General features: G+C 69.9%; 13 protein-coding genes. 2 read left to right on the top strand and 11 right to left on the bottom strand.

The features are described 5' to 3' along the window. Positions 1–26: 26 nt before the first annotated feature. The 8 genes from treY to glgA are packed head-to-tail and all read right to left on the bottom strand — an operon-like array spanning position 27 to position 18,863. Positions 27–2,714, bottom strand: a complete 2,688-nt coding sequence (gene treY, locus ABD104_RS07290) for a malto-oligosyltrehalose synthase (protein WP_087839277.1) — start codon at positions 2,712–2,714, stop codon at positions 27–29. Continuing rightward, positions 2,711–4,831: a 4-alpha-glucanotransferase gene (malQ, locus tag ABD104_RS07295; RefSeq protein WP_279814002.1), complete on the bottom strand. Its 2,121-nt coding sequence runs from the start codon at positions 4,829–4,831 to the stop codon at positions 2,711–2,713. Before malQ ends, treY begins: the two co-directional genes overlap by 4 nt. Further along, entirely contained in the window at positions 4,828–6,618 is a 1,791-nt protein-coding gene (gene treZ, locus ABD104_RS07300) for a malto-oligosyltrehalose trehalohydrolase (RefSeq protein ID WP_279813999.1), read from the bottom strand. The genes malQ and treZ overlap by 4 nt, the downstream gene beginning before the upstream one ends. Continuing rightward, on the bottom strand, positions 6,615–8,702 hold the full coding sequence (gene glgX, locus ABD104_RS07305; protein WP_279813996.1) for a glycogen debranching protein GlgX: 2,088 nt from the start codon (positions 8,700–8,702) through the stop codon (positions 6,615–6,617). Before glgX ends, treZ begins: the two co-directional genes overlap by 4 nt. A gap of 2 nt (positions 8,703–8,704) precedes the next feature. After that, positions 8,705–10,900 (bottom strand): 1,4-alpha-glucan branching protein GlgB, encoded by a 2,196-nt coding sequence (gene glgB / locus ABD104_RS07310; RefSeq protein ID WP_132979952.1) that lies wholly within the window; start codon positions 10,898–10,900, stop codon positions 8,705–8,707. Continuing rightward, positions 10,881–14,255 (bottom strand): maltose alpha-D-glucosyltransferase, encoded by a 3,375-nt coding sequence (gene treS / locus ABD104_RS07315; protein WP_132979951.1) that lies wholly within the window; start codon positions 14,253–14,255, stop codon positions 10,881–10,883. Before treS ends, glgB begins: the two co-directional genes overlap by 20 nt. 40 nt (positions 14,256–14,295) lie before the next feature. Beyond that, on the bottom strand, positions 14,296–17,337 hold the full coding sequence (locus ABD104_RS07320; protein WP_132979950.1) for an alpha-1,4-glucan--maltose-1-phosphate maltosyltransferase: 3,042 nt from the start codon (positions 17,335–17,337) through the stop codon (positions 14,296–14,298). Continuing rightward, positions 17,337–18,863, bottom strand: coding sequence for a glycogen synthase GlgA (gene glgA, locus ABD104_RS07325; RefSeq protein ID WP_132979949.1), 1,527 nt, complete (start codon positions 18,861–18,863; stop codon positions 17,337–17,339). Before glgA ends, ABD104_RS07320 begins: the two co-directional genes overlap by 1 nt. A 330-nt stretch (positions 18,864–19,193) precedes the next feature. Here glgA and ABD104_RS07330 point away from each other — a divergent pair, with 330 nt between their 5' ends. After that, positions 19,194–19,592 carry an ankyrin repeat domain-containing protein gene (locus tag ABD104_RS07330; RefSeq protein WP_087839269.1) on the top strand — a complete coding sequence of 133 codons (399 nt, stop codon included), beginning with the start codon at positions 19,194–19,196 and terminating at the stop codon, positions 19,590–19,592. 21 nt (positions 19,593–19,613) lie between these two features. Here the strand turns inward: ABD104_RS07330 and ABD104_RS07335 are convergent, their stop codons facing one another. After that, positions 19,614–20,804 (bottom strand): MFS transporter, encoded by a 1,191-nt coding sequence (locus tag ABD104_RS07335; RefSeq protein WP_087839268.1) that lies wholly within the window; start codon positions 20,802–20,804, stop codon positions 19,614–19,616. A 140-nt stretch (positions 20,805–20,944) separates the two neighbouring features. Between ABD104_RS07335 and ABD104_RS07340 the strand changes: the two genes are divergently transcribed. Then, positions 20,945–22,360, top strand: a complete 1,416-nt coding sequence (locus tag ABD104_RS07340; protein ID WP_132979948.1) for an MFS transporter — start codon at positions 20,945–20,947, stop codon at positions 22,358–22,360. Here ABD104_RS07340 and ABD104_RS07345 read toward each other — a convergent pair whose 3' ends face one another. Together ABD104_RS07345 and ABD104_RS07350 are read right to left on the bottom strand one after the other, a co-directional pair. Next, a complete protein-coding gene (locus tag ABD104_RS07345) occupies positions 22,361–23,971 on the bottom strand; it encodes a sulfite reductase subunit alpha (RefSeq protein ID WP_132979947.1) in 1,611 nt (536 codons plus the stop codon). Then, entirely contained in the window at positions 23,968–24,966 is a 999-nt protein-coding gene (locus ABD104_RS07350; protein ID WP_243724547.1) for an FAD:protein FMN transferase, read from the bottom strand. The genes ABD104_RS07345 and ABD104_RS07350 overlap by 4 nt, the downstream gene beginning before the upstream one ends. Positions 24,967–25,102 lie beyond the last annotated feature (136 nt).

Genomic DNA, 25,102 nt, shown 5'->3' on the forward strand with positions numbered 1-25,102 from the left:
GCGGGTGGTCGGGAGCCAACGCGGGATCAGGCGTGCATCAGGGCGACCGGAAAGGCGGCCAGGGCGTCGGCCACGCGCACCGTCCCGCCGGCCACGGCGCAGGAGCGGCCGTCCAGGACGTTGCGCAGTGCGCCGTCCCTGACGAGGCCCGACAGGTCGATGGACGTGTCGCCCCAGGCCCCGGGGGGCACGTGCGGAACCGGCGATGGGCCGGAGGCCAGCACCAGCGCCGAAGCGTGCAGCGGCACGATCGCCACGGCGAACCGGTCCTCGTGGCGGCGGGCGAAGGCCAGCACCGCATCCCGGGCGTCGCCATGCGCCGCAAGCGGCAGATAGTCGCCGCGGCGGAACAGGTCCGGATCGCGCTGCCGCAAGGCCAGGGCGCGCCGGATCAGCTCGAACTTGATGTGCCCGTCGCGCCAGTTCGCCACCAGCGAGGCGCAATCGGCATCGGACGCCAACGCGGCGCGGCGCCGGCCGTAGTCCACCGGCCGGCGGTTGTCCGGATCGACCAGGCTGAAATCCCAGAACTCGGTACCCTGGTAGAGATCGGGCACGCCCGGCGTGGACAGCCGCAACAAGGTCTGGGCCAGGCCGTTCAGGGCGCCCGCCGCGCCGGCGCGCGCCACGAAGGCCGACAGTTCCAGCAGGCTGCGGCCGTTGCGGCGGGGATCGAGCACGGCGCGCAGGAAGGCGTCGCAGGCCTGCTCGTATTCGTCGGCGGGCGTCACCCAGCTGGAGCGCAGCTTGGCCTCGCGCAGGGACTTGGTCTGCCACTCCCCTACCCGCTCCGCCAGCGCCGCGATGCCGGCCTCGTCGGCGATGGCCAGATCCAGGGGCCAGGCGCCGAACAGGGTCTGATACAGCATGTATTCGTCCGCCGGCGCCGGACGCGGCCCCTCGCGCGCCTTGAGCGCCTCGTGGCGGCGCATCCATGCGCCCACCAGCCGCAGCCACTCGTCCCCGAACTCGCTCAGCACGGCCAGGCGCGCCCGGGCGTCCTCGCCGCGCTTGTGGTCATGGGTGGCGGTGGCCAGCATGGCATCGGGGAAACGGGCCGCGCGCGCCAACACCTTGCGGTGGAAACCTTCGGCATCCAGCGAGAACACGCCGGGATCGGAGCCGACCTCGTTGCGCGACAGCAGCCGTCCGTAGCGGTAGAACCCGGTATCCTCCACCGACTTGGCCGCCAGCGGCGCCGTCAGTTGCTGGAACCTGCGCAAGGCTTCCCGGCGCCAGGCCCGCAGCGCAGGCGTGGCCGGCGCGTCCGGCGCCTGTCCCAGCCATTGCGCCAGCAGTTCCAGCAACCCGTGATCGGCACGCCGCAGGACCTGCCGCGCGCCCTTGCAGGCGATTCCCATGGCCACCTCATCGGCCGCCAGGGGCGTCTCGCCCCCGACGTAGGTGCGGTAGACGGGAAAATGCACCAGCAGTTCGGTCAGCACCCGGCGGATGGCGGGCGCCCCCCAATCCCGGGTAGCGAGGTCGGTGCGCGCGATGCGGTGCAGTATGCGGACCAGCGCGTCGCACTCGCCCGCGAAGCTCTGCGCGACCAGCCGGCGCCGCACGTCCAGCACCAGCGCGCGAAAGCCGCGCGCCTCGCCCGACACGGCCTCCCATTGCGCCGTCAGGCGCGCCTCTCCCTCGGGGTGGTGCAGCAGCGCGCCCACGTCGTTCATGAAGTCGTAGCCGGTGGTCCCCTGCACGCGCCAGCTCGCCGGCAGGGGTTCGTCGGACGCCAGTATCTTCTCGACCACGATATACGGCACGTCGCGCGGACATCCGGCGGGCCGCCCGCCGTCGAGCGCGGCGAGGTTCTCGCGCAGGTAGCGGCAATAGGCCTCGGGATCGGCCAGTCCGTCGATGTGGTCCACGCGCACGCCATCGATCAGTCCCTCGGCGTACAGGCGAAACGGCAACGCATGGATGGCCTCGCGCGTGTCCTCCCTTTCCACGCGCACGCCGATCAGGTCGCTGACCTCGAAGAAGCGCCGCCAGTTGATTTCCTCGGCCGCCGTGCGCCACCACGCCAGCCGGTAGTGTTGCCGTTCCAAGAGCGCGTGCAGGCGCGCCCGGCCCTCTGGCCGCGTGGCGTCATAGGCCTCCGGAGGCTGGGCCGCGATCTCGGCCGCGCAATCGGGGGCGATCGGAAAGCGTGCGTCGAAATAGGCGATGACAGGCTCGCCCGTCTCCTCGTCCAGCCGTACCGACAACTGGCCGGCGGCCAGGACCTGGCCGTACTGCTCGCCCAGGAAAGGGGCCAGCACCTTGCCACACAGCGCCAGGTCGGCCGGTTCCCAGTCGATGTCGAAGAACTCGGCATAGGGGCTGGCGCGCCCCAGCTTGAGCACGCTCCACCACCAGGCATTCTCTTTTCCCACGCCCATGTGATTGGGCACGATATCCACGATCAGGCCCATGCCGTGCTCGCGCAGCCGCGCCACCAGCCTGCGCAGCCCCTCCTCCCCTCCCAGTTCGGGGCTCACGCAGCCGTAGTCCACGGTGTCGTAGCCGTGCATGGACCCCGGGCGGGCGCGCGTGATGGGCGAGGCATACAGATGGCTGATGCCGAGGTCGCGGAAATACCCGACCTGTGCGGCGGCTGCCTCGAAGGGAAAACCCGCGTGGAACTGCAGGCGCGCCGTGGCGCGCGGCACGCCGCAGGCGACGATGCCCTGCCCGGCGGCCCGCGCCGGGAAAACGGATCCATTCATGCCCTCCCCCTCGTCCTGGCCAGCAAGGCGGCGCGCCCGGCGGCGCCGGGCTCCTCGAACAACGATTCCACCGGTAGCGGCATGCGGCGCCGCCAGTTCGGATGCGTATCGACGGTGCCCGGCAGATTGGGTTGTTCCTGAAGGCCCAGCATGTCCTCCAGCGGCACGACCAGCAGCGGGGCCGGCGTTTGCGCCACGAAATCGAGCACCGCCGTCACCGGCGCCTCCGGCGGGAGCGGATCGCCGGCGCCCACCGTGCCGGCGCGGCCCAGGTCTTCCCACAGGCGGGCCCGGTCCTGGCCCCGCTCCGCCTGCTCGGCCTCGATGCCGCGGCCCTCGGCCAACAGGCCCAGTTCGGCTCGCCAACGGATGTCGGTACCCTGCCACCATCCCGCCACCGTCGGCAGATCGTGCGTCGTCGTGGTGGCCAGCGCCTGCCGCGACCAGCCGCCCGGCGCCCTGAACGGCGCGCCGGGCCAGGTCCCTTCCCGGTTGAACCACAGAACGTCCATGCCCAGCATGCCGGCGCGCGCGATCTGCTCGTTGAAGCCCTCGGGCACCGTGCCCAGGTTCTCGCCGATCACGATGGCGCGATGCCGCCACGACTCCAGCGCGATCAGGCGCATCATGTCCTGGAAGGGATAGCGCACATAGGCCCCCTCGTCCGGCGATGCGCCTTCCGGCACGAGCCACATGCGCGACAGGCCCAGCGCATGGTCGATGCGCACGCCGCCCGCGTGCGCCAGGCTGGCCCGCAGCAGCTCGATGAAGGCGCGGTAGCCGTTGGCGGCCAGCGCGCGCGGGGAAAACGCCGTCAGCCCCCACGCCTGGCCGCGCGGATTGAAGAGATCCGGCGGCGCCCCTGGCGACAACCGGGCCAGCACCTCCTCCTGCCGCGCCCAGGCATGGCTGCCCGAGGGATCCGTGCCGACCGCCAGGTCCGAGATCAGCCCGACAGGCATGCCGGCCCGGCGCGCCGCGGCCTGCACCTCGGCCAACCCGCGCGCGGCGAGCCATTGCAGGAAGACGTGGAATCGCACCTCGTGCTCGTGCTGCGCGGCAAAACGCGCCACCTCCGGGCTGGCGGGCGAGCGGAACGCCGCCGGCCATTGGCGCCAGCCCGACCGGTCCCGGGTCTGCTCCACGCGCCAGGCGTGGATGGCCTCGAAGCGCGCATGCGAACGCAGCGGTTCGCCGCCTTCCCGCTCGAATGCCTGGAAGTCCTCGTGCATGCGCGGTGGCGCATTGCGCGGAAAATCGTCGAACAAGGCCCGCAGCACGGCCAGCTTGGCCCGCCCGGCCGCAGGCCAGTCGACCAGCGACAGCCCCGCCAGCCGCGACAGCTCGTCCCCCAGCCCCCGCGCCGAGACGGCAGCCAGGGCCTGCGGCCCGAACAACGCGGCCGGATCGGCGTACAGGACGTTCAGGAACAATCGGCTGGAAGGGGCATAGGGGCTGTAGCGTCCCGGATCGGCGCTGAACATCGCGTGCACCGGACTGACGGCGATGGCGGACGCGCCCCGCGCGGCCGCCTGTTCGGCCAGCAGCCGCAAGGCGGTGAAATCGCCGAATCCCGAGCTGCCCGCGGCGATGGATGCCGCGGCATCGCGGCGCAGGCCGTAGAGCTGGACCCCCAGGGACCAGAGACGGGCCGGCGCGCCATGCAAGGCGTCATCGATCGCGAAGCACCGGTCCGGCGCGACGGCCAGCGTGCAGGCGGCCTGGCCCAGCTGCAAGGTGTGATAGCCGGGCCGGTCCACGCCAGGCAGGACGAGCGCGCCGCTGGCGCCGCGCCGGGCGATCCCGCTCATGCGCCCGCCGTCCTCGAAAGACAGCTGGAACGGCAACTCGGCCTCGCTCCCGGCCCAGGGCAGTTCGACCGGCGCTCCCGGCGACGCGGTCTTCAACGCCGGCAGCCCCTGTCCGCTTTCGTGCTCGAGCCGTTCCAGGCAATCGGCGACGCCCGCGGGCGTCTCCACGTCGAAGCCGAGTTCGGTCAGCAGGGTACGCAGCACCTCCGGCGCCACGACCTGCTCCCGGCCCATGGCATCCCGCCAATGCACGGCGACGCCGGCCGCGCCGGCCAGGCGCTCGAGGTCGTGATCGGGTCCTCTCATGAAGTCTGCGCCTCCGTCCAGGCAAGGGTGCACGTGGGATCGAGCACGCCCTGCCGCAAGCCGCGTGCCAGCCCCTGGCGACTCTCGAACAGCAGCGCAAAGGCCGCGCCGGGCTGCGTCGCCGTCACCGCGTCGTCGCCGAAATTGGAGGCGATCGCCAGCACGCGCCCATCCCCCAGGCTCCAGCGCGCCTCGACCGCGCTGTCGCTCAGGGCGCGCGCCCCCAGGGCCCGCGTCGCATCCAGGCTGGGCATCAGCGCCTCGCGCCGGCAGCGCAGCAGCGCCTGGTAATACGCAAACCAGCCCCCCGTGTCCTGGAACAGGCCGCGCCGCGACGCTTCGAAGGTGGATGCCTCGTTGGGATCCGGGATGGCGGCCCGCGCGGCGTCGTCGGCGAACGCGGGAAAACTCTCGAACTCCTTGCGCCGCCCTTCCCGCACCGCGCCGGCCAGTTCCGGACCATGGCAGGTGAAGTACAGGAACGGCGTTTCCACGCCGTATTCCTCGCCCATGAAGATCAACGGGATCTGGGGCGCCAGCAGCACCAGCGCCACCGCCGCGCGCAGCGCCTCGCTGCGGTCTCCCACCAGGGTCCGCAGGCGCTCGCCCAATGCCCGGTTGCCGATCTGGTCGTGGTTCTGAAGGAACAGCACGAAGCTGGTCGGCGGCAGGTGCGCCGACGGCCGGCCCCGGTGCTGGCCGCCGCGATGGGCCGACGGCTCGCCCTGGTAGACGAATCCCTCGGCCAGGCAGCGCGCCAGGCGCGCCGCCGGCCGTTCGTCATAGTCTCGGTAATAGCCCTGGTTCTCGCCCGTGAGCAGGCGATGCAGGACGTGGTGGCCGTCGTCGTTCCACTGCGCGTCGAACTCATGTTCCAGCAGCGGCACGGCGTTGCCATCGTGCTCGATGACCAGGTGCACGTGCCGTTGGCGGTCGGTCGCCTGCCGGATGGCGTGGGCCATCTCCTCCAGCCAGTCCTGCTCGGCAATCGCATGCACCGCATCCAGCCGCAAGCCGTCGAAACGGTATTCGTGCAGCCAGTACGCGGCGTTGCCGGTGAAGAATTCCCGCACCGGCCGGCGGCGGAAATCGATGGCCGGCCCCCATGGGGTGTGCACGTCGTCGCGGAAGAAGGACGGCGCATAGGCGTGCAGGTAATTGCCGTCCGGCCCGAAATGGTTGTAGACCACGTCCAGGAAAACCATCAGCCCCAGGCCATGGGCCTCGTCGATCAGGGCCTTGAGGGACTCCGGCGTGCCGTAGGCGCGGTCCGGCGCATAAGGGAGCACGCCGTCGTAGCCCCAGTTCCGGGTGCCGGGAAAATCGGCGATGGGCATCAGCTCGATGGCCGTCACTCCCAGTTCGGCCAGGCGCGGCAGGTGGCCGCGCACGCCGTCGAAGCCGCCCATGGCGCCCACGTGCAGTTCGTAGATGACCGCCTCGCTCCAGGGTCGGCCGCGCCATCTCGTATTGCGCCACCGGTAGGCGGCCGGATCGACGACCACGCTGGCATCGTGCACGTCGCCGTCCTGCATGCGCGAGGCGGGATCCGGCACCGCGGTTCCGTCCGCCAGGCGATACCGGTAGCGCGTGCCCGCGCCGCGAGCCACCTCGGCCTCGAACCAGCCTTCCCGCCTGGCCTGCATGGGGACCACGGACGCTTGCGCCGTGCCGGGATCGAGCTCCACCGACACCGCCTGCTGGCCCGGCGCCCACAGGCGAAAGCGCGTCCTGTCCGGCCCCAGCAGGCGAGCACCGAATTTCTCGGAAAGCAGAGTTTTCTTCATGGCGAGTTCATCCTGCAACCCAGCAGCACCACGCTGCGCGGGGCCAGCTCCAGCGGCATCTGGACCACGTCGGCCTCGGGCGCCTCCGGGCGGCTGCTGTCGATCAGCATGCGCCAGCGCACGGCCGGCGCGGGCAAGGCGAACGAGACGGCATGGCCGTGGCCGTTGACCAGCAGCTGCGTGACTTCGATGCGGCCGTCGTGCCGGACCGCCCGCCGCAGCACCAGCGCGCGCCGGCCGGGATCGTTCCACGCCTGGCTGTCGACCCGTTCCCCATGCTCGTCGAACCAGCCGATCTCGGCCAGGCCATCCTCGACGAAGTGGTAGTCCGCCATGTAGCGCTCACTGCGCAGGGACGGATACTCGTGCCGCAGCGCGGCCAGCCTCGCAACGAAGGCCGTCATGGCCCGGCCTTCGCCGGAGGCGGCCAGGCGCCAGTCGAACCAGGAGATCTCGTTGTCCTGGCAATAGGCATTGTTGTTGCCGGACTGGGTACGGCCGAACTCGTCTCCGCCCAGCAGCATGGGCGTGCCGTGCGCACAGAACAGCGTCGCCAGCATGGCCCGCGCCACCGCCGCCCGGGTCTCCAGCACGGCCGGATCCAGGGTCGGTCCCTCGACGCCCCAATTGCTGCTGTGATTCTCGTTGCTTCCGTCGCGTCCTTCCTCGCCGTTGGCCTCGTTGCGCTTGTGGGTGTAGCTGACCAGGTCCGCCAGCGTGAAACCGTCGTGCGCGGTGACGAAGTTGATCGAGGCCCACGTCCGGCGATGGCGGCGGTTGAACAAATCGCCCGATCCCGCCAGCCGCGTGGCCAGCTCCGGCCGCACGCCCTCGTCGCCGCGCCAGAAACGGCGCACGGTATCGCGGAAGCGGTCGTTCCACTCGGCGAATCCCGGCGGATGATGGCCAACGTGATAACCGTCGGGGCCGATGTCCCAGGGTTCTGAAATCAGCTTGAGGCGCGACAGCAGCGGGTCCTGCAGCAGCGCGTCGAAGAAGCCCGCCCCCGGATCGAAGCCGCCGGCCTCGCGGCCCAGCGTCACGCCCAGGTCGAAGCGGAAGCCGTCCACGCGAAAGGCCTCGGCCCAGTAGCGCAACGAATCCATCACCATCTGGATCACACGGGGATGCGACAGGTTCAGCGTGTTGCCGCAACCCGTGTCATTGATGTAGTGACGCTCGTCGCCGGGCACCAGGCGGTAGTAGCTGGCATTGTCCAGCCCGCGCCACGACAGGGTCGGCCCGGTCTCGCTGGCTTCGCAGGTATGGTTGTAGACCACGTCCAGGATCACTTCGATGCCGGCCGCGTGCAGGTTGCGCACGGCGGTCCGGATCTCGTGCAGCTCGTTGCGCGACAGATAGGCGGGCTCGGGCGCGAAGAACGACAGGCTGCTGTAGCCCCAGTAATTGCGCAGGCCGCGCTCGACCAGGAAACGGTCGTTGACGTGGGCATGGATGGGCAGCAGTTCCAGCGACGTGACGCCCAGCGACAGCAGATGATCGATCAGCGCGGGATTGGTCAGCGCGCGAAAGGTGCCCCGCTCGATGGGCCGCATGTCCTCGCGCGAGATCGACATCCCCCGCACGTGGGCCTCGTAGATCACGGTCTGGCCCCACGGCCATTCCGGCCGCTGGTCTCCGTGCCAGTCGAAGGCATCGTCCACGACCACGCACTTGGGCACCGCGGCGGCGCTGTCGCGGCGGTCCATGCCGCGATCCTCGCGCCGGAAGCCGTTCAGCGCGTCGGTCCAGCGCAGCGACCCGGCCAGCTTGCGGGCATACGGGTCGATCAGCAGCTTGTGCGGATTGAAACGGTGGCCATGCTGCGGCTCGTAGGGGCCGAACGCCCGGTAGCCGTATACCTGCCCCGGCCCCGCCCGCGGCAGATAGCCGTGCCAGACTTCGTCGGTGCACTCGGGCAGGGGCATGCGCGCGATTTCCTTGCGCCCCGATTCATCGAACAGGCACAGATCGATGCGGTGCGCGTGCGCCGAGAACACGGCGAAGTTCACGCCCATTCCGTCGCAGTGGGCGCCCAGGGGATAGGGGCGGCCCGGCAGCAAGCGATCGACGACGGCGCCCATGGTCACTCTGGCTCGAGCAGCAAGGTGGCCAGCGGCGGCAAGGTCAACACCAGCGAATGGGGCAGGCCGTGCGCGGCTTGCTGCCGCGCCTCGACCGCTCCGGCGTTGCCCACGCCCGAACCGCCGTAGTCGGCCGCGTCGGTGTTGACGATCTCGCGCCACCGCCCCGCCCGGGGCACGCCCAGCCGGTAGTCGCCGCGGGGGATAGGCGTCATGTTGCACACCGCCAGCACGCAGCGCTCGCCGTCCATGCGCAGGTAGGCGAACACGCTGTTGCGGTCGTCGTCGCCGATCACCCAGCGGAACCCCGCCGGATCGCCGTCCAGCCTGTGCAGCGCGGGCCTGCCGGCATAGACGCGGTTCAGGTCGCCCACCAGCCGCTGCACGCCGGCATGCAGCGGATCGGCCAGCGCCTCCCAGGCCAGTTGTCCGTCATGGTTCCACTCGCGCTCCTGGGCGAGCTCCCCGCCCATGAACAGCAGCTTCCTGCCCGGATGGCTCCACATGAAGCCGAAATAGGCCCGCAGACTGGCGAAGCGCTGCCAGCGGTCGCCGGGCATCTTGCCGATCAGCGAACCCTTGCCGTGGACCACCTCGTCATGCGAGAGCGGCAGCACGAACTGCTCGGAATAGGCATACACCATGCCGAAGGTCAGGTCGTGATGGTGATAGTGCCGGTGCACGGGGTCCCGCTGCATGTAGCGCAGCGTGTCGTGCATCCATCCCATGTTCCACTTGTAGTGGAAACCCAGCCCGCCCGCTTCCGGCGGCGCGGTCACCCCCGGCCAGGCGGTGGACTCCTCGGCGATCATCATGGCATCGGGAAAGAAACGCCGCACCCTGCCGTTCAGGTCTCGCAGGAACGCGATGGCCTCCAGGTTCTCCCGCCCGCCGTGCACGTTCGGCAGCCATTCGCCCGCGCGGCGGCTGTAGTCGCGATACAGCATGGACGCGACCGCATCCACCCGGAGCCCGTCCACGTGATAGCGGCGCAGCCAGTACAGGGCGCTGGCCCGCATGAAGTTGCACACCTCGTTGCGGCCCAGGTTGTAGATGTACGTGTTCCAGTCCTGGTGGAAGCCTTCGCGCGGGTCCTGGTACTCGTACAGCGCCGTGCCGTCGAAACGCGCCAGCCCATGGGGGTCGGTGGGGAAATGCGCGGGCACCCAGTCCAGGATCACGCCCAACCCGGCCGCATGGCAGCGATCGACGAACGCGGCGAAATCGCGCGGCGTGCCATGGCGCGCCGTCGGCGCGAACATTCCCAGCGGCTGGTAGCCCCAGGAACCGCCGAAGGGATACTCCATGATGGGCAGCAGCTCGAGATGCGTGAACCCCATGCCGGCCACGTAGGGAATCAGGCGGTCGGCCAGCTCATGCCAGGACCAGGTTCCGCCGTCCTCCTTCCTGAGCCAGGAACCGGCATGCACCTCGTAGATCGAGATGGGCGCATCGGGCGCATGGCGCGCCGCTCGGCCCTCCATCCATGCCGCATCGGTCCATGCGTAGGGCGCGGGATCGGCGACCACCGAGGCCGAGCCTGGTGCCGGCTCGGCCTGGAAGGCGCACGGATCGGCCTTCTGCGGCAGCAGGCTGCCATCGGGGCCCAGCAGTTCGTACTTGTAGGGTTCCCCGTGCGACAGCCTGGGCACGAACAGCTCCCAGACGCCCGCGGCATGGCGCAGGCGCATGGGATGGCGACGGCCGTCCCATGCGTTGAAATTCCCGACCACCGATACGCGGCGGGCATTGGGCGCCCACACCGCGAAACGCACGCCCGGGACGCCCTCCATCGTGGTGCAATGGGCGCCCAGGCAGGTCTCCAGGCCGTCGTGGTCGCCCCGCGCCAGCATGGCAAGGTCCTCGTCGCCCAGGATGAGGCCGAACGCGTAGGGATCCTCGGCCTCCTGGAAAGCACCGGGCCACTGGATGCGCAGGCGGTAGCCCGTGCGGCCGGGCAGGAAGCCGGCATCGGCCTGGGCCTCGAACACGCCGCCGCCCGACGGCCTCAGGTCCACGACGCCGCCCGTATCCGACACGGCCTGCACGGTCAGGGCGCCGGGCAGGAAGGCGCGCAGCCACAGGCGGCCGTCGCGCAGCTGCGGCCCCAGCACGGAGAAAGGGTCGGGGTGCCGGCCGCCGGCCAGGGCCTCGATATCGGCGGGGGCCATCCCGCCGTCACGGCTGTTGTCCGTCAAGATCCTCTTGCCTCCGTATTGCCGGTTCGATCCGGGCCGCCAACGTCACCAGGCCCCGCAGCGGCACTCCTATCCACGCCGGCCGGTTGGCGGCTTCATAGCACACCTCGTAGGCGGCCTTCTCGATCAGGAACAGCGATAGCAGCGCATCCTCGTCCTGGCTGTCCACCCACGGGCGAGGCGCCGACGCCGCCGCCTCGCGATAGGCGTCCAGGAACGCGCCCGACGCCTCGACGCGGAACCGTTCGAGCAGGACGTCCCGGCGCTGCGCCACGGTGTCGACGGACGGACCGGCGATGGGATTGGCGCCGGCCGCGGGGACCGTGGCATCCGGCGCCCGCGCCACCACCGCCGATGCGTAGTCGAACGAGCGCAGCAGGCCGGCCACGTCGCGCAGCGGATTGCGCTTGCGCCGCCGTTCTTCCATGGTGCGTGCCGGCTCCCCCTCGAAATCGATGATGTAGGCATCGTTCTGCGCCACCAGGACCTGCCCCAGGTGGAAGTCTCCATGCACCCGCGTCAGCCAGGCATGGCGGACGGACTGGCCAAGGCGGTCCATGGCGGCTTCGAGCAGGTGGCGGTTGTCCAGCAGGAGCGCGGCCTCGGCCGCCAGGTCGCCCCAGTCGCGGCCCGCGGCCAGGATGGCCAGGGCCTGGTCCAGGCTCTGCCGGGCATCGTCCACCCAGCGCCCGACGTCCTCGCGCGAAGCCTCGACCGGCGCGAAGGCCGGATCGTCGGAAGGCATCGCCAGCGCGGCGTGCAGCTCGCCCAGGCGCCGGCCCACGGCGGCGGCCAGCGTCGCGTAGCCGCGCAGTTCCTGGCCATAGTCCTCGGCGCTTTCGGCGGTCAGCGCGGCATCGTCCAGGGTCCGGTGCAGGTACTCCAGCGTCCAGTTCCACGCATCGCCCTGGTTGTCCACGTACTGCTGGGCCAGCATCAGCGTGTGCGGCGTGCCGTCCTCGTCCACGCGCACCACCTCACCCAGCAGCGCCGCCGTGTTGCGGAATCCCAGCCGCGTCAGATGGCGCGTCATCTCGCTTTCCGGATGGATGCCGGCCGTGACCCGGCGCACGATCTTCAATACCGCCATCGTCCCGGCCACCAGCGAACTGTTGGACTGCTCGGCCGACAGCCACTGGATGGGCGTGTCCGCATCGACCGCCACGGTCTCCAGGCCAGGCTCGGGCAGGAACCGTATGCGGGCGTCCCCGCCCCCGTCGGCGGCGATGCGCGACTCCAGCTCGATGCCGTTCTTCAGGCTGTCGAACACCGCGATGGCGAAACTCTGCAGGCTGAACGCATCGGTCACCATGCCCACCATGGGTCCGCGCCGTACCCGCGCCAGCGCCAGTTGCTGCTGCAGCTGCGGCAGGGTTTCCTCCCAGATCAGCCCCAGGGGCACCACGTAGCGCTCGCGCCGCTGGCCCAGGTCGGCCTCGATCTCCGTCAGGTACAGCTCGTCGGCGGCGGGCAGCCGCACGCCGTAGACCACGCGCCCCGAAACGATGCGTTCGTGCTTGGAGGCGAACCAGCGCCGCAGCGCCAGGTATTCCGGCAGGACGGCATGCTCCAGCGTACGGCGCGACTCGGTAGTCAGGTCATAGCCCGTCTTGCCGCGCAACACCAGCGTCCGGAACTCGCGCAACTGGTCGGCGGTGGCCAGGTGCCAGTTCGGCGGCGTCGCCGAGGCGCTCAACTCGAACCAATAGAAGCCATAGGGCGGCAGGGTCAGCAGATAGGTCAGGCGTCCGATCGCGGGGAATGCCGTCCCCCCGGTCAGCTCGACCGGCACCCTGCCGTCGAATTCAGCCAGGTCCAGTTCCACCGCCTGGGGCGTGTGCGACAGGTTGGCCACGCACAGGATGGTGGTTTCCTCGTGCTCGCGCAGGTACGCCAGGATCTTGCGGTTGCCCGGATAGAGAAACCGCAGGCCGCCGCGGCCGAACACCCGATACTGGCGCCGCTTGCCCAGCATGCGGCGCATCCAGTTCAACAGCGAATGGGCGTCGCCGGACTGGGCTTCGACGTTCACCGCCTCGTAGCCATACAGATTGCCCATCAGCGGCGGCAGCACCAGTCGCTCGGGGTCGGCGCGCGAGAACCCGCCATTGCGGTCGGGCGACCATTGCATGGGCGTGCGTACGCCGTCGCGGTCGCCCAGGTGGATGTTGTCCCCCATGCCGATCTCGTCGCCGTAGTAGATGACGGGCGTGCCCGGCATGGTCAGGAGCAGGCTGTGCATCAGTTCTATGCGGCGGCGGTCGCGCTCCATCAGCGGCGCGAGGCGCCGGCGTATCCCGAGGTTGAGGCGGGCCCGGCGGTCGGCGGCATACACCTCCCACAGGTAGTCGCGCTCGCTGCTGGTCACCATCTCCAGCGTCAGTTCGTCGTGGTTGCGCAGGAAGATCGCCCACTGGCAGTTGTCCGGAATGTCCGGCGTCTGCTGCATGATGTCCGTGATGGGAAAGCGGTCCTCCTTGGCGATGGCCATGTACATGCGCGGCATCAGCGGGAAGTGGAAGGACATGTGGCACTCGTCGCCCTGTCCGAAATATTCCTGCGCGTCCTCGGGCCATTGATTGGCCTCGGCCAGCAGCATGCGATCGTCGTAGGACGCTTCCAGGTCCTGCCGGATGCGCTTCAGGATGGCATGGGTCTCGGGCAGGTTCTCGTTGTTGGTGCCCTCCCGTTCGACCAGGTAGGGCACGGCGTCCAGCCGCAGGCCATCGACGCCCAGGTCCAGCCAGAAATGCATGACGCTCAGGATGGCCTTGAGCACGCGCGGATTGTCGTAGTTCAGGTCGGGCTGGTGCGAATAGAAGCGGTGCCAGAAATAGGCCCCGGCCACCGGATCCCAGGTCCAGTTCGACTTCTCGGTATCGATGAAGATGATGCGCGTACCGGCGTAGGCCTGGTCGTTGTCGGACCACACGTAGAAATTGCGCGCGGCCGAACCCGGCTTGGCGTGGCGCGCGCGCTGGAACCATGGATGCTGGTCCGAAGTGTGGTTGACCACCAGTTCGGTGATCACGCGCATGCCGCGCTCGTGGGCCGCCGCGATGAAACGCCGCACGTCCGCCAGTTCGCCGTAGTCCGGATGCACGCCCCGGTACTCGGCGATGTCGTAGCCGTCGTCGCGCCGGGGAGAGGGATAGAAAGGCAGCAGCCAGATCGTGTCCACGCCCAGTTGCGCGATGTAGTCGAGCTTGGACAGCAGCCCTGGAAAATCCCCGATGCCATCGTTGTTGGCGTCGAAGAAGGACTTGACGTGCAGCTGGTAGATGACCGCGTCCTTGTACCAGAGCGGATCGCCCCGGTTCACGGCATTCACGGATGTCTCGCGCTTGTTGTTCATGCGTCCTCGCCTGCCGATGGATCCCCGAAGGGAGCGGATCCTAGAATCGCCGGGAAATGCGCCATATCCCGTAGGGGCCGCCAGGTTCGAGCCACACGTGCTGCATCTTTCCATGCCAATCGAAGCGGTACCCGCGCAACAGGTCTTCGGCATGCAGCGTGCCATCGTCCGGCAACCCGAACTCCCACAGCGGAAGTTCGACGTTGGCGCCCTGCGCGCCGTGCGGGTCGAGGTTCACCACCACCAGCACCACGTTGTCGCGTTCCGGCGTCGCCCTGGTATAGGCCAGCACGTGATCATTATCGGTGTTGAGAAACCCGGTGCCTGTATGGATATGCAACGCCGGGTTGTCGCGTCGTATCCGGTTCAGGACGCCGATCTCGGCCACGATGTTGCCCGGCCGGTTCCAGTCCCAGGCCCGGATCTCGTATTTCTCGGAATCGAGATATTCCTCCTTGCCGGGTACCGGCGTGCCCTCGCACAGCTCGAAGCCGCTGTACATGCCCCAGGAACCCGACAACGTGGTCGCCAGCGCGGCCCGGATCAGGAAACCCGGCCGGCCCGACGTCTGCAGATGGCGCGGATTGATGTCGGGAGTATTGACGAAGAAATTGGGGCGGAAAAAATCGGATACAGGCGGCCGCGATATTTCCTCGAGGTAGTCGGTGAGTTCCCGGCGGGTCTCGCGCCACGTGAAGTAGGTATAGGATTGCGAGAACCCCAGCTTGGCCAGCCGGTACATCATCTTGGGCCGGGTAAAGGCCTCCGACAGGAACACGACGTCGGGATGGCGCGCATGCACCTGGCCGATCAGCCACTCCCAGAAAGGCAGCGGCTTGGTGTGCGGATTGTCCACCCGGAAGATCCGTATCCCCTCGGCCGCCCAGAACAGCACCACGTCCAGCAGGGCCAGCCACAGGCCGGAGGCGGCATCGCGTCCGTTCGCGGCGCGCGCGTAGAAATCGACGTTGACGATGTCCTCGTATTTCTTGGGCGGATTCTCGGCATAGCGCAGCGAGCCGTCGGCGCGCCAGGCGAACCAGTCGGGATGACGGGCCAGCCACGGGTGATCGGGCGAGCACTGGATGGCGAAATCCAGGGCGATCTCCAGGCCGTGCCGGGCAGCCTCGCCCACCAGCGCGCGGAAATCGTCCAGCGTCCCCAGTTCGGGGTGTATCGCGTCGTGCCCGCCCTCTTCCGAACCGATGGCGTAGGGGCTGCCGGGATCCCCGGGCTCGGCCACGAGGCTGTTGTTGCGGCCCTTTCGGTGGCGGCGGCCGATGGGGTGGATGGGCGGGAAGTACAGCACGTCGAAGCCCATGTCCCGTATCGCGGGCAGGCGTGCCGCGACGTCGGCGAAGGTGCCGTGCCGGTGCGGATCGCCGCTTTGCGAACGCGGGAAGCACTCGTACCAGCTGCCGAACCGGGCGGTCCGGCGTTCGACCCGCACCGGGAACTCGGCCGAGCGCGACGCGAATTCGCGGGGCTCCAGCGCCTGTACCAGGGCGGCGGCCTGCGGCGACCGTATCCACGCCAGGCAGTCCTCGGTGGGCAGCTCCGCCAGGCCGCGGGCGGCTTCCTCGGCCCGGGCCCGCGTCTCGGCTCCGGCCTGGGTAGCGCGGCCCAGCACCTTCAGTATCCAGCCACGGACCTCCTCCACTTCCACCGCCACGTCCACGCCCGCATCGGTCTTCTTGCGAAGTTCGTCCAGGAACGTCGCATAGGTATCGCGCCAGGCCTCGATCGCGTAGTAGCCCATGCCCACGCGCTCGGGCCGGCACACGGCCTCCCAGCGATCGTTGCCCAGGTGCACCATGGGCACCCGGGTCCAGGCCTCCTCGTCGGCGGCGCGCCAGAGCACGTCGGCGGCCAGCTTGTCGTGGCCGTCCATGAAGATATCCGCGCGCACCGCGAGCGCCTCGCCGGGCGTGCGTTTCACCGCGAACCGGCCCTGTTCGATGACGGGCTCGACCGCCTCGATCGCCACGCGGGCCGCGCCCATGGCCGCGGTCAGCGACCGGCGGCGCGGCGGCCCTGACAGCACGGGGGGCGCGGATCCCAGTTCGATGGCCTGCGCGGCGCCGGGCCCCAGCCTCGCGGGCACGCCGCCATCGACCGGCCGTTGCACGCGATCGGGCAGCCTGGCCTGGATCATGGGCCAATCCACCGCCGATGCGGCCAGCAGGTCGGGATTGAACAGCAGCAGATGACTGCGCCTGCCCCGCTGCCCGACGGCACGGCGCAGCAACATGGCGATGGGCGCGTCCGCGCCGCCCAGCGGCGACAGTGTCACGTCATCGGCCGGCGCGCGGGCCAGCCAGCGATTCGCGGCACGAAGCTCGTCGCCCAGGTCCAGCTGGCCGTGCGGCGTGCCATCCAGCCCGTGCCGTTCGTATCCCATGGGCACCAGCCAGCCCGCGCCGCACGTGGCGGCGGCCCACAGCGCACGGATCGAGGCGCGTTGCCGCACCTCGGCATCCGGCACGCCGACGCCCGCCGCGCCGGGGCCGTAAGGATCGGCCGGAAAGGCCAGCACGGCGCAGCCGGTGTCCGCCAGCGCGTGCCACTCGTCCATGAACCAGGCGCTGCGGAAATCCCACCAGGCCAGCGACGAAAACACATGGGAAAAACCCACTCCGCGCAGCCCTCGCACCGCCTCGCGCGACAGGCCGGGCGTCCAGGCCAGCAGGTCCAGTCCGTCCTCGCGCCCGCGCAGCGACGCGAGCTTGCCTGCCCACGGGCCGGCCGCGTCCCATCCCCGGACCAGCAGGCCGCGCACGCCCAGTTCGCCCCACGCCGGCGCGCGCGCCGCCCAGTCGACGGCAGCTTCGCCGCCGGCCGGTGGACAATCCAGATAAAGCTCCAGCCGGCGCCGCGTGGCGGCGCGCGCCAGCACACCGCACGAGGCCTCGTCGCCTGCCTCGCGCGCGTCGGCCAGCACCTGCCCGAATCCCAGCCCGGCGGCCGTCTCGAGCCACGCGCGCCAGGGCGCCGCCAGCGCGCCCGCCTCGTCCAGCACCGGCCCCAGGGCCGAAGCCCTGGCATGGTAGATACGCAGCGGCGGTCGACGTCGCGCCGCCATCAGGCCCGTTTCCGTATGGCGGTCTCGGCCGGAGCGCTGGCCGCCTCCGGACGGCGGGCCACCATGGGCGCGCCCACGGGAGCGACCGGCGCGAGCATGCGGTACAGCTCGACATATTGGGCGGCGGAAGCTTCCCAGCCGAAGTGGCGGGTCATCCCGTTCTTCTGCAGGGCCGCCCACCGCTGCGGCTGGGCAAAGGCCTCCAGCGCCCGCTCGACCGCCGCCATCATGTCGGCGGGTGTGTCCCCGTCGAACAGAATGCCCGTGGCCGATCCGACCTCGGCATCCGGCGCCTGGGACAGCCCGGCGATGCTGTCGGCCAGGCCACCGACACGCGACGCAATGGGCACGGTCCCGTACAGCATGGAATACAGCGGCGTCAGGCCGAATGGCTCGAAGCGGCTGCCGTGCAGCAGCATGTCGGCGCCGGCATGCAGCAGGTGCCCGCGGCGTTCGTCATAGCCGATGTGCACGCCCAGGTTGCGCGGATGCCGCGCGGCCAGTTCCTGCAATGCCTCTTCCAGCGCGCGCTCGCCGCAGCCGAGCACGGCGATCTGCAGACGCGGATGCGCCGCCAGCAGCATGGGGAACACCTCGATCGCGAGATCCGCCATCTTCTGCGAGGTCAGGCGACTGCCCATCGCCAGCAGCGGCGCCTCGGGGTCGGTGGGCAGGCCGAATGCGCGCTGCATCTCCAGCTTGTTGCGGATCTTGCCGCGCAGGTCCATGGCGGAAAAATGCTCGGGCAGATAGGGATCGCAAGCGGGATCCCAGACCTCGGTGTCGATGCCGTTGGGAATGGCGTGCAGTTCATGGGCGCGCTGGCCCAGTACGCCCTCCAGTCCATGGCCGAACGCCGGGGTCAGGATCTCGCGCGCGTAGGTCGCGCTGACCGTCGTGATCTTGTCGGCGTAGCGCAACCCCGCCTTCATGAAGTTCAGGTTGCCCCAGAATTCCACGCCCTCGCTGCCACGATAGGCGGGCGGGATGCCGAGCTCCTCCGCCAGGCGCAGCGGGAAGTTGCCCTGGAACGCGAGATTGTGGATGGTCAACACCGTCTTGGGCCGCTTGACGCCGGCCGCGTGCAGATACAGCGGCGTCAGGGCCGCGTGCCAGTCGTGGGCATGGACCACGTGCGGAACCCTGATCGGCGTCTCGCCCACCGAAATCCGCTTTGCCGCCTGGGCCAGCGCGGCAAAGCGGATTCCATTGTCGGGAAACTCCCTCCCGTCCGCATCCAGGTAGGGGTTGCCGGGGCGCACGTACAGGGCGTCGTTGCGCAGCAGCAGCACCGGTATCTCGGTATCGGCGACCCATCCCGCCCAGACCTCGGCATCGCCCCCGATCAATCCGGGCAGATCGGCCACCTTCTCCAGGTCGCTGGCGGCATGCAGCGCGCTTTCATAGGCGGGCATGAAGATGGTCGCGTCGACGTGCGCGTCGCGCAGGGCCCGTGCCAGGCCGCTTACCGCATCGCCCAGGCCCCCCGTCTTGGCGAGCGGCAGGGCCTCCGACGTTACTAGCATGACTCTCGGCAGCAAGATGTTTCTCCGGCAAAAGACGCTTCCCCATGGGCAGCTGATGATTGGGTCGGGACTTCACACGCGCAGGGATGTTTCTCGTGCGGCGGGCGGGTGCCGCGCCGGATAATGTCCATCCTCGCCGATAAAAATTACCGCTGTGAGTAAGATGTACACGTCCGATGCGGCATTCTTCCCGGGATGGGCATCCCTTGCCGGGGACAAGGGCAATATGCATGCCATGGTGCGCCGCGCGCGCCCCGCATGGCGCCAGGTTGTAACGACATTCTTCCCGCGCACCGCGTGGAAGCCTTTGATCACCAAAAGAGAAACACCATGAGCCCTAGCGATTCCTACCAGCCCAACGATGCCGTGCTGGCCCTGGCCACCAAGCTGTTCGATCTTGCACGCGCGGGAGAAACCGAAACGCTGGCCGCCTACCTCGCCGCCGGGGCGCCCGCGGACCTGACCAACCAGAAAGGGGATAGCCTGATCATGCTGGCGGCCTACCATGGCCATGCCGGCACGGTCAGGACGCTGCTGGAGCACGGCGCGGATCCCAACCGCGTCAACGACCGGGGGCAGAGCCCGCTGGCCGGGGCCGTGTTCAAGGGAGAAGAGGAGGTGGTGCGGGCGCTGCTGGACGGCGGCGCGAATCCCGACCTGGGCACGCCGTCGGCAAGGGAAACGGCGCGCATGTTCGGGCGGGCCGACCTGTTCGGCCTCCCGAACTGAACGCGGCAGGAAACGCCGGCCTCAGGCCGCCGCGCGGCGCGTGCGGCCCGCCTGCCACAACAGGGGAAGCAGCACGATCGCCACGGCCGGATACAGCAGCCAATTGATGGTTTCCCATCCCGAGGCGTTGAGCAGCCGGCCCGACGAGAACGACGCCACGGCCACGGAACCGAACACGAGGAAATCGTTCAGGGCCTGGACCTTGGTGCGCTCCTCGGGCCGGTAGCAGTCGGTGACCATGGCGGTGGCGCCGATGAAACCGAAGTTCCAGCCCACGCCCAGGAAGACCAGCGACAGCCAGAAATGCCCCACGCTCAGGCCATGCAGCGCGACCGCTCCGGACACCGCCATGAGGAGCAGGCCGGCCATCGTCACCCACTCCTTGCCGAAGCGCGTGATCAGCCTGCCGGTGACGAAGCTCGGCCCGTACATCGCCAGCACGTGCCACTGGATGCCCAGCGCGGCCTCGCCCACCGTGTGTCCGCACGCCACCATCGCGATGGGCGCGGCCGTCATGACGAAGCTCATCATCCCGTACGAGACGATGCCCGCGGTCACCGCCACCACGAAGCGGCCCGAGGCCGCGATCTCGCGCAGCGGCCGCCCCCCGCCCTGCTCGGCCGCGGGACGCACCGATCCGCGCAGCAGAATCAGCACCGGCAGCGCCGCGAGCGCCAGCACGGCCTGGCCGACGAAGCTGCCGGCGAAGGGAATGGCGCCGATCGCGTCGCGCGTCCAGATCACGGTCTGGGGTCCGATGACCGCGCCTACCAGTCCGCCCACCATGACCCAGGAAATCGCCCGCGCCTTGAACGCCGCGTCGGCCCCGTCGGTCGCCCCGAAGCGGTAGCTCTGCACGCACGATCCGTAGGTACCGGCGATGGCGGTGGCGACGCAGAACAGCGCGAACATGCCCGTGGCGATGCTGTAGGCCGCCAGCAGCCCGGCCACGCCGCCGATCACCGCGCCCAGCATGTAGGCGGCGCGGCGCCCCAGCCTGCGCATCAGCATGGCCGCCGGGATCGTCCCCAGCGCGAGGCCGAGGTTGTAGAGGCTGACGGGCAGCGTCGCCAGCGATTTGTCGGTGGCCAGCATCTGCCCCACCAGCCCGCCCAGCGAAATGACGATGGCGGGATTGGCCCCACCCAGCGACTGCGCACAACTGAGCACCAGCGCATTGCGGCGCACATCCTTCTCGGTCAATGCATTCATGCTCGTACGCGGACGTCCCGGTTTCGATGTTTTTATGATTCTAGGTTATTTGGACCGCTCGACATCCGGCTCCGGTCAAATATCGCGGCACACGGCATATACTGCCCGGGCCCGATCCGGCCTCACCCCACGCGCCGCCCATGACCGCCCCCACCGCCAAGCCCAACATCATCTGGCTCATCGTCGCCGCCGCCTTCTTCATGGAAACGCTGGACGGCACGGTGATCGCGACCGCCCTGCCGCAAATGGCCGCCACCTTCCGTACCAACCCGGTCAACCTCAGCATAGGCATGACGTCCTATCTGGTGACCCTGGCCGTGTTCATCCCCATCAGCGGCTGGGTCGCGGACAGGCTCGGCACACGCCGCGTCTTCGCCTGGGCGGTCGCCGCCTTCACGCTGGCCTCCGTCTTGTGCGCGCTGAGCACCAGCGTCGCGCAATTCACCGCCGCGCGGGTGTTCCAGGGCATGGCGGGCGCGATGATGGTGCCCGTGGGACGGCTGGCGGTGCTGCGCAACACCGGCAAGGAAGACCTGGTCCGCGCCATGGCCTTCATCGTCTGGCCGGGACTGATCGCGCCCGTGATCGGCCCCCCGCTGGGAGGCTTCCTGGCGACCTACCTGAGCTGGCAGTGGATCTTCCTCCTGAACGTCCCCCTGGGCGTGGCCGGCATCTTCCTGATCCGCGCCTATATCCCCGAATCCGCCCCGCAGCCACGGCGGCCGCTGGACACGGCGGGCTTCGCCCTGAGCGGCCTCGCGCTCAGCTTCCTGATGGTCGGAGTGGAGCTCCTGGGATACGGCGGACGGTGGCAACTGGGCGCCCTGCTCGTCGCCGGCAGCATCGCGCTGGGCGTGGCGCTGGCCGCGCACCTGCGCCGCCACCCCCATCCGTTGATCGACCCCACCATCATGGCCGTGCCGTCGTTCCGCACCGTCATGATAGGCGGCACGATCGCCCGCACGGCGATCAGCGCCATGCCTTTTTTGCTGCCGCTGCTGTTCCAGGTGGGCTTCGGCCTGAACGCCTTCGAGGCCGGCATGCTGTACCTGGCCAGCATGCTGGGCAATTTGGGCATGAAGCTGGGCACGACGCAGGCGCTGCGCCGCTTCGGCTTCCGCAACGTGCTGGTCTTCAACGGCGCGCTGGCGGGGGCCTCGATCGCCTTGTGCGCCGTACTGTCGCCCGATACGCCCGTGCCGGTAGTCGTGGCGATCATGCTGGTGTGCGGCCTGACCCGCTCGATGCAGTTCACCGGACTGACTTCCATGGCCTTCGCCGAGGTCCCGCACCCGCAGATGAGCAGCGCCAACACCCTGTTCAGTACCACCCAGCAGATGTCCATGGGCCTGGGCATCGCGGTCGGGGCCGTGGTGCTGCATCTTACCGCCGCCGCACGCGACATCGGCGGCGCGACCTACGACGTCACGGACTTCCGGATCGCCTTCCTGGTCGTGGGCCTGCTGGCCCTGAGCAGCCTGCTGAGCTTCGTGCGGCTGCGGCACGACGCCGGTGCCGAGGTCAGCGGACACCGGCGCAGCGGCGGCACCGCCTGATCAGTACACGTCGCGCCGATAGCGGCCCTGTTCGGCCAATTCGTCCAGGCGATCGCGGCCCAGGATGCGTTCGAGTTCGGCCGCGACACCCGCCGCCATGCCTTGCAGGCTGCCGCAGACGTAGATCGCGGCGTCATCGTCCACCCACGCCCGCAGTTCGCCTGCCGCGGCGGGCAGGCAGTCCTGCACGTAGCGCGGCCAGCCGGCCGTGCGCGAGAACGCCAGATCCAGCCGCTCGAGCACGCCCTGCTCGCGCCACGCCTGGATTTCGTCGCGATGGAAAAAGTCGTGCTCCGGCGTGCGTTCTCCGAACAGCAGCCAGTTGCGATGCGCCCCGGCGGCGGCGCGCGCCTTCAGGTGCGCGCGCAAGCCCGCCATGCCCGTGCCGTTGCCGATCAGGATCAACGGCCGCCCAGGCGCAGGCGGACGAAAGCCGCCATTGCGCCGCAGCCGTACGTCCACCTTGCCGCCCACGCGGACATGCCGGGTCAGCCATCCCGACCCCAGTCCCAGCCGGCCGTCGGGATACCGCATCTGCCGCACCAGGAGCTCCAGGCGGCCATCGGCCGGCAGCGAGGCGATCGAATACTCGCGATGGGGGATGCGCGGCAGCGCCTCCAGCAGCGCCGGGGCCGGCAAGCCGCGCAGCGCGGCGCGTCCGGCCTCGTCATGGGGCAGCACCCGTGCCGCCAGCGCATCGCCCAGCGATTGCCCGCCGTCCACCCCCATGGCGCCATCCAGGCCCAGCGCGGCCAGCAGCGACGCGACGTCATCGGGAGCATTGCGCGGCCCGATCTCGGCGATGTCGCCGGCCTCCCAGTCGGCCGGGGATGCATCCGCGGCCACCAGGGCCAGGTGATAGGCGGGGCCGCCGGGACTGCCGTCGTTCAGCAATCGGCGCTCGGCCAGCGTCCAGGCCCGGTAGCTGGGCGCAGCCCAGTCTTCCATTTCCGCGCTCGCGCCCAGCACGTTCAGGTAGTGCTGCCAGTGGCGCAACGCACCCTCGTCGCCATCGTCCACCAGGATAGGATCGAACATGGGCTCGGCGCCCTGCCGGTGCAGCCAGTTCGCCAGCGACTGGCCGAAGGCGCAATAGCGCTGGTAGCTGCTGTCGCCCAGGGCCAGCACGCCGTAGCTCATGCCGTGCAGGGCCAGTTCGCCGGCCAGCGTCTTGCGCGCGAAGCCGGCGACGCTGTCCGGGGCATCGCCCTCGCCCGTCGTGCTGACCACGAACAGGGCCTGGCGGAAACGCTGCAGGGCCGAACCGCCCATCTCCGCCAGGTTGGCCAGATGCACGGGCAATCCGGCGGCCTGGAGCGCCTGCGCGCTGCGCCGCGCGATCTGCTCGGCGAAGCCCGTCTGGCTGGCATAGGCCACCAGCAGCGCATCGGCCGCGATCGGGCCGCCGGACGGAGACGCCGCGGCGCGCCATGCCAGCGCGGTCCATACGCAGAACGCCACATAGCAGGCGACTACCAGTCCCCCTGCCACGGCGCGGTGCGCCGCCGGCGACAGCGGCAGCACGGCGGCCACCAGGACCAGGGCCGCCAGCAGCAACAACACCGCCACGCCCGCCCGGCGCGCGGATGCCGCGCGAGATTCGTCGTTCATTCCATCATCGCCGCGAAATTGGGCGTCATCGTTTCCCGGTACCCCTGGGCGGTGCGCTGTACGAACTGCGCCGCCAGCCCGCGACGCGCCGCCCAGCGCAGCCCCTCGTCCGGCCCCATCACCGTCAGCGCCGTCGCCAGCGCATCGGCGGCCATGCACTCGGGGTGCAGGACCGTGACCGAGACGACGCCGTTGCCGATGGGCGCGCCGGTGCGCGGGTCCAGGGTATGGCTGTACATGCCCTGCCCATCGGAGACATGGCGCCGGTAGTCGCCCGAGGTGGCAACCGCCAGGCCCTCCAGGGCCACCAGCGTCGGCGGCACGGACGACTCGCCGTTCGCATCCCAGGCCCGGTCCAGCTCCACCCACCAGGGCGTACCGTCCGGCTTCACCCCGTGGCCGGCCAGCTCGCCGCCTATCTCCACCAGATAGCCCGCCACGCCGGCGCGCCGCAGGCAGCGGGCCACGGCGTCGACCGCGTAGCCCTTGGCGATGCCGGACAGGTCCACATGGGCCCCGCCTGGTTGCCGCGCACGGCGGCCCGCCACGTCCAGTTCGATCCGCTCCCAGCCCACGCGCCCACGCACGGCCTCGATCTCGGCCGCAGACGGCCGGGCGCGCGGCCCCTGCGGCCCGAACCCCCACAGGTCGACCAGCGGCCCCACCGTAGGATCGTAGGCGCCCCCGCTTTCGCGGGCCACGCTCAGCGCCTGCTCCAGCACCACGAACAAGGCATCGGGCAAGACGTGCCAACTCCCCGCCGGCGCGGCATTGAAGCGGCTCAGGTCCGTATCGTCCCGCCAGTTGCTCATCTCGTCGATGACCCCGTCCAGCGTCGCCCGCACCCGCTCGTCCAGGTCCGGCGGCACCCCGCCATCATCCACCAGCCTGACCGACCAGCTCGTCCCCATCGTCGGGCCGCCCATGGAAACCACCCGAGCCCCGCTCCCATAGCCCCGCCGCGCCTGCTCCGACACCGCCAGCGGCACGAGCACTCGCCCCTCCCTACGCCCTTCGGGCTCGTTACCATGGCCGGCAGCCAGCGAAGCACCGCTGCCACAACCCAAGATAGCGGCACCAGGCCCAGGATGCGGTGGATCCGGCTCCGCCGGTCTACCCGCATCGCCCCCT

The sequence above is a fragment of the Pigmentiphaga daeguensis genome (genome assembly GCF_039523035.1).
Taxonomy (GTDB): domain Bacteria; phylum Pseudomonadota; class Gammaproteobacteria; order Burkholderiales; family Burkholderiaceae_B; genus Pigmentiphaga; species Pigmentiphaga daeguensis.